This window comes from Rhizobacter sp. P2_H2 (genome assembly GCF_056403375.1).
Genome location: NZ_JBFUFP010000343.1, coordinates 1 through 5,102 on the forward strand (window position 1 = coordinate 1; position 5,102 = coordinate 5,102).

At 65.8% G+C, this 5,102-nt stretch carries 6 protein-coding genes; 2 read left to right on the top strand and 4 right to left on the bottom strand.

The window, feature by feature from the left end; genetic code table 11:
• Positions 1-126: 126 nt before the first annotated feature.
• The 3 genes from hprK to hpf all read right to left on the bottom strand — a co-directional run bounded on the left by hprK (position 127) and on the right by hpf (position 2,235).
• Complete coding sequence (gene hprK / locus AC1D15_RS17460; RefSeq protein WP_465111587.1) at positions 127-1,083, bottom strand: HPr(Ser) kinase/phosphatase; 957 nt, start codon at positions 1,081-1,083, stop codon at positions 127-129.
• Positions 1,084-1,114: 31 nt separating this feature from the next.
• Positions 1,115-1,585 carry a PTS sugar transporter subunit IIA gene (locus AC1D15_RS17465; protein ID WP_477826970.1) on the bottom strand — a complete coding sequence of 157 codons (471 nt, stop codon included), beginning with the start codon at positions 1,583-1,585 and terminating at the stop codon, positions 1,115-1,117.
• Between the two features lie 311 nt (positions 1,586-1,896).
• Positions 1,897-2,235 carry a ribosome hibernation-promoting factor, HPF/YfiA family gene (gene hpf, locus AC1D15_RS17470; protein WP_047501829.1) on the bottom strand — a complete coding sequence of 113 codons (339 nt, stop codon included), beginning with the start codon at positions 2,233-2,235 and terminating at the stop codon, positions 1,897-1,899.
• 261 nt (positions 2,236-2,496) lie between these two features.
• Here hpf and corA point away from each other — a divergent pair, with 261 nt between their 5' ends.
• Positions 2,497-3,456, top strand: coding sequence for a magnesium/cobalt transporter CorA (gene corA / locus AC1D15_RS17475; RefSeq protein WP_047501827.1), 960 nt, complete (start codon positions 2,497-2,499; stop codon positions 3,454-3,456).
• Between the two features lie 430 nt (positions 3,457-3,886).
• On the opposite strand, the gene AC1D15_RS17480 is transcribed toward corA, so the two are convergent.
• On the bottom strand, positions 3,887-4,495 hold the full coding sequence (locus AC1D15_RS17480; protein ID WP_477826972.1) for a glutathione peroxidase: 609 nt from the start codon (positions 4,493-4,495) through the stop codon (positions 3,887-3,889).
• Positions 4,496-4,624: 129 nt separating this feature from the next.
• Between AC1D15_RS17480 and AC1D15_RS17485 the strand changes: the two genes are divergently transcribed.
• The coding region (locus AC1D15_RS17485; protein ID WP_477826971.1) for a MerR family transcriptional regulator at positions 4,625-5,102 on the top strand (478 nt) is incomplete at its 3' end.

Here is a 5,102-nt window from a genome sequence, read left to right on the forward strand (position 1 = left end):
ATGGTTTTCAAAGCGCCTTTGCTTTGGTTACTTTCATTTGGCAAGACAAATGAAAGTGACTCGCCCGGCAGGGCGAAACCTGCTCGTACAGCGCAKCGTCCGGCCCCCCGCCCGGGCAGGGCAACCTCACTCCATGTCTGGGTTCTGCATCGCCCGCTGATGCCGCTCGATGAATTCGCGATACGTGTCGATGCCGCGCAGCTGGAGAATCGTGTTGCGCACCGCCGCCTCGACCAGCACGGCCAGGTTGCGCCCCGCATCCACCGCGATCACCACCTTGCGCACCGGCACGTTGAGGATGTCCTCGTTCAGCGGCTCGTAAGGCAGGCGCTCGAAATCACGGTCCAGCGTCTCCTTGCGCACCAGGTGCACGATCAGCTTCAGCCGCATCTTCCGGCGCACCGCGGTCTCGCCGAAGATCGCCTTGATGTCCAACAGGCCGATGCCGCGCACCTCCAGCAGGTTCATCAGCAGCTCCGGGCAACGCCCCTCGAGCGCCGTCTGCGAAATGCGGAACAGGTCGACCGCATCATCGGCCACCAGCCCGTGCCCGCGCGAGATCAGCTCCAGCCCCAGCTCGCTCTTGCCCAGGCCCGATTCGCCGGTCAGCAGCACGCCGACGCCGAGAATGTCCATGAACACGCCGTGCCGCGTCGTGCGCTCGGCAAACAGCTGGCTCAGGTAGCCGCGCACCACGTCGATCACATGGCCGGCCGATTCGTCGGTGACGAACAACGGGATATCGGCACGGTCGCACAACGCGACCAGCCGGTTCGGCGGCACCTGCTTGTCGGCGACGATCACCACCGGCGGCTCCAGCGTCACGATGCGCTGGATGCGACGCTCCTGGTCCTCGAGCGACGCATCCTGCAGGTAGGCGACCTCGCGCCGCCCGACGATCTGCACGCGGTACGGGTGGATGTAGTTCAGGTAGCCGACCAGGTCGGCCGCCGATTGCGCGTTGCGCACCGCCGCCTCGTCGAAGCGGCGCTCCGGATGGGCATGTCCGGCAATCCATTCCCAGCGCAGCGCCGGGCGGTGCTCCTCGAACAGCGCCTCCGCACTGATGACCGACGGTTTCACGCGCCAGCCCCGCCGAACCCCGCCGACGGGGTCATGCCACCGACTTCAGCGGTTCCCAATTGGAGATCAGCTCATGCACGCGTGCGGCCGGAGCCTCGCTCTTCAGGCGCTCACGCAGCTCGCGCTCGCTGAGCATCTCGGCGATCTCGGAGAGGATCTCGAGATGGCGCTGCGTGGCAGCCTCGGGCACCAGCAGGAAGATCAGCAGGCTGACCGGCTCGTCATCGGGTGCATCGAACGGAATCGGCTGCTGCACGCGCACCACGGCGGCCAGCGGATTCTTCAGGCCCTTGATGCGGCCGTGCGGAATTGCARCCCCATGGCCCAGCCCGGTGGAACCGAGGCGCTCGCGGGCGAACAGGTTGTCGGTGACCGTGGCACGCGCAATGGCGTGCTGGTTTTCGAACAGCAGGCCCGCATGCTCGAACGCACGCTTCTTGCTGGTGGCCTCCACGTCGATCAGGACGTTGGTCACGGGGAGAATGGCGGCGAGTCGATTCATCGGCGGGTCACTTCTGGCCTCGGATGGAGGCATTCATTCGGCGATGTGCCACGGCGGTATGCCGTGTCAGTCTTAACGGGAAATTATAGAAACCGGGTTGACGGCGCAACGTCGGACTGCCCCGCCGAAGGCCAAATTCTGCACGCGACGCTGCATTGCAGCAACGTACCGACCCGGTTCGAGGGGGTCGGCGCACCAAGTGCGGGCGAAACCTTGCAGAAACCCAACCGGCACCTGCGCCGGCCGAAAGAAAAAGCGGCCCGCAGGCCGCTCGACGGTCGCATCCGCGGATTTCACCGCGGGTGGCGGATTCACAAGGTCGCATCGATCCGCTTGGCAGCCACATGGTGGTGGTCCTGCAGCTTGTCCTTGTGGCGGCAGACCTGCCGGTCCAGCTTGTCCATCAGCTGGTCGATGGCGGCGTAGAGGTCCTCGTGGCAGTTCTCGACGAAGATGTCCTTTCCCTTCACATGCAGCGTGACTTCAGCCTTTTGCCTGCGTTCCTTCTCCTTCAGCTTCTCGACGGATAGCAGTACGTTGATATCCACCACCTGGTCAAAATGACGCGTGATCCGATCCAGCTTTGTGAGCACATACTCACGGAGTGCTGGCGTCACCTCGAGGTGGTGTCCGCTGATCGTCAAATTCATGAGATCTCCTTTCGCAGAGGTGGGGGGGAAGCTGGGAGGGGGTCGCCGTGAACGGCATGAGGCGATGCGTGAGGAGAGGGTGGACCGGGAGGTCGTTGAAACCAGTGTGCACCTGCACGCGGGGTGTGACAAGCTAAAGACACCCGCAAAACCCTGGTATCGGCGCCCCGTGCTGGACGCGGCGCGGCAGGCGTGAGAAGGTCGACGTTTTCAGCGATGTGATAATCCGCCGTTGACCTGAACGTCTGCCGGAGCCCTTGCATGCTGAATGTGTTCACGCTGGTCAACGGCCGGCTGTTTCAGGAAGAGATCGCGAGCGCCGACACGCTGGCCCACGTGACGCCGGTGTGGGTCGACCTCGAAGCGCCCACCCCCGAGGAAAAGAGCTGGATCGCCGAGCACTTCGGCGTCACCATCCCCGAGGACGTGGTCGACGACGACCTGGAGGAATCGGCCCGCTTCTACGAAGAAGACAACGGCGAGCTGCACATCCGCTCCGACTTCCTGATCGATGACGACCAGACCCCGCGCAACGTGCGGGTCGCCTTCATCCTGCACAACAAGGTGCTGTTCTCGATCCACGGCGAAGACCTGCCGGTGTTCCGGCTGCTGCGCCTGCGGGCGCGCCGCATCCCGGCCCTGATCGAGGACGCGAAGGACGTGCTGCTGAAGCTCTACGACGCCGATGCCGAGTACAGCGCCGATGCGCTCGAAGGCATCTACGACAGCCTGGAGGCGGTCGGCGCGCGCGTGCTGAAGAAGGAGATCACCGACAGCGACGCCGCGCTGGTGCTGGCCGCGATCGCGCGCGAGGAAGACCTGAACGGCCGCATCCGCCGCAACGTGATGGACACGCGGCGCGCGGTGAGCTTCATGATGCGCAGCCGCATGCTGAACGCCGAGCAGTTCGAGGAATCGCGCCAGATCCTGCGCGACATCGATTCGCTGGACAGCCACACCGCGTTCCTGTTCGACAAGATCAACTTCCTGATGGACGCGACGGTCGGCTTCATCAACATCAACCAGAACAAGATCATCAAGCTGTTCTCGGTGGCGAGCGTCGCGCTGCTGCCGCCGACACTGATCGCGAGCATCTACGGGATGAACTTCAAGGCGATGCCGGAGCTCGACTGGTCGCTCGGCTACCCGTACGCGCTGGTGCTGATGGTGCTCAGCGTGATCGCCCCGTTCTGGTACTTCAGGCGCAAGGGCTGGCTTTGATGACCCCCGCCCCCGAGGCGCCGCGCGCCCCCTCGAGGGCGCGCGCCGGGTGGCCCGGCGGAGCCGGATCCACGGGCGCTACCTGATCAAGCCGCTCAGGCCCCGTCGACCAGGAAGGTCGAGGCGGCCGGGGCACACGGGCCCGGGCCGGGAATAAAAACCGCTGCACAGCGCCCCGCGGCGAAGGAGGGAGGGAGGAGGGAGGAGGAGAACCGCCTCGGGATTTCAGCCTGCGGAGCAGGCCGGCTGTGCAACGCAAGAACCGGATCCAGAGACGTGCCGCAGGCATGCGCCCCGGCGCGTCTCTGGAGGGATGAGACGCCCAGTGTTCCCGTGAGTTCCGTCATTCACCGAAAAAAAACATGTCCCGATGTGACCCGGCGCCGGGCGTCGGCGCGGCCGGTGACATCGAAGCGGCGTGCCCGGCCCATCACTTCGCGCCGAGTTGGCGCTCGATCTCGCGCACGAAGGCCGCGTCATCGGGCTCGACCGTGCTGGCGAAGCTCTGCACCGCGCTGCCGTCGCGCGAGACCACGTACTTGTGGAAGTTCCACTTCGGCGCGGCGCCGGTCCGCCTGCGCAGTTCCACGTACAGCGGATCGACCTGCGCGCCGCCAGACTCGGCCACGCGGGTCTTCGTGAACATCGGAAATTTCACGCCGAAGGTGTTTTCGCAGAAGTCGGCGATGTCCTTGCTTGAGCCCGGCTCCTGCGCGCCGAAATCATTGGACGGGAATCCCAGCACGACCAGGCCGCGGTCGCGGTAGCGCTGGTACAGCGCCTCCAGGCCCTTGTACTGGGGCGTGAAGCCGCAGAAGCTCGCGGTGTTGACGATCACGACGACCTGGCCGGCGTACTGGCACAGGTTCTGCGGCTTCTCGTCCTGCAGGCGCAGCGCCTGCCGGTCCAGCAAGGCCGGGCAGGCCGGGGCCGCCGAGGCGGCAACGGGTGCCAGCAGCGCGCCGGCGAGCACGGTCCAGGCGAGTGCGAGGGGAAGTCGGAAGTGGCGGAAGTGGCGGAAGTGGCGGAAGCGGATCATGCGGGTGGGCTCGTTCAAGTCAGGATGGGTGTCGATGTCAACGAATCGCTCAATTTTGTCGTCATTGTCCGGGTTTGCCCTGGACGATGTTGAACTGCGCGGGCCGCTTGTCAACCCGGGCGCGCCACGATGAAAGCCCCGACCCTGTCGATCTCCGCCGTCGAGCGCGACACCGGGCTCAGCAAGGACACCTTGCGGGTCTGGGAGCGCCGCTACGGTTTTCCGCTGCCGCAGCGCGATGCGCTCGGCGAGCGCTCGTATCCGCTCGACCAGGTCGAGAAACTGCGCATCGTGCGCCGGCTGATGGATGGCGGGCACCGGCCCGGCCGGGTCGTCGGCATGCCGATCGACGAGTTGCGCCGGCTCAGCGAGAGCAGCCCCGAACCGGTGCGCCGCGCCGCCGCAGCCCGCCCCGTCGAACCGGTCGCGCCGGCCTTGATCCAGTACCTCGAACTCGTTCGTGCCCATGACCTGGCTGCCTTGCGACGCCTGCTGACGCAGGCCCAGCTGAGCCTGGGCCTCGCCCGCTTCGTCGTGGAAGTGGTGGTCCCCCTCAATACGCTGGTCGGCGACGCCTGGATGCGCGGGCAGCTGGAGATCTTCCAGG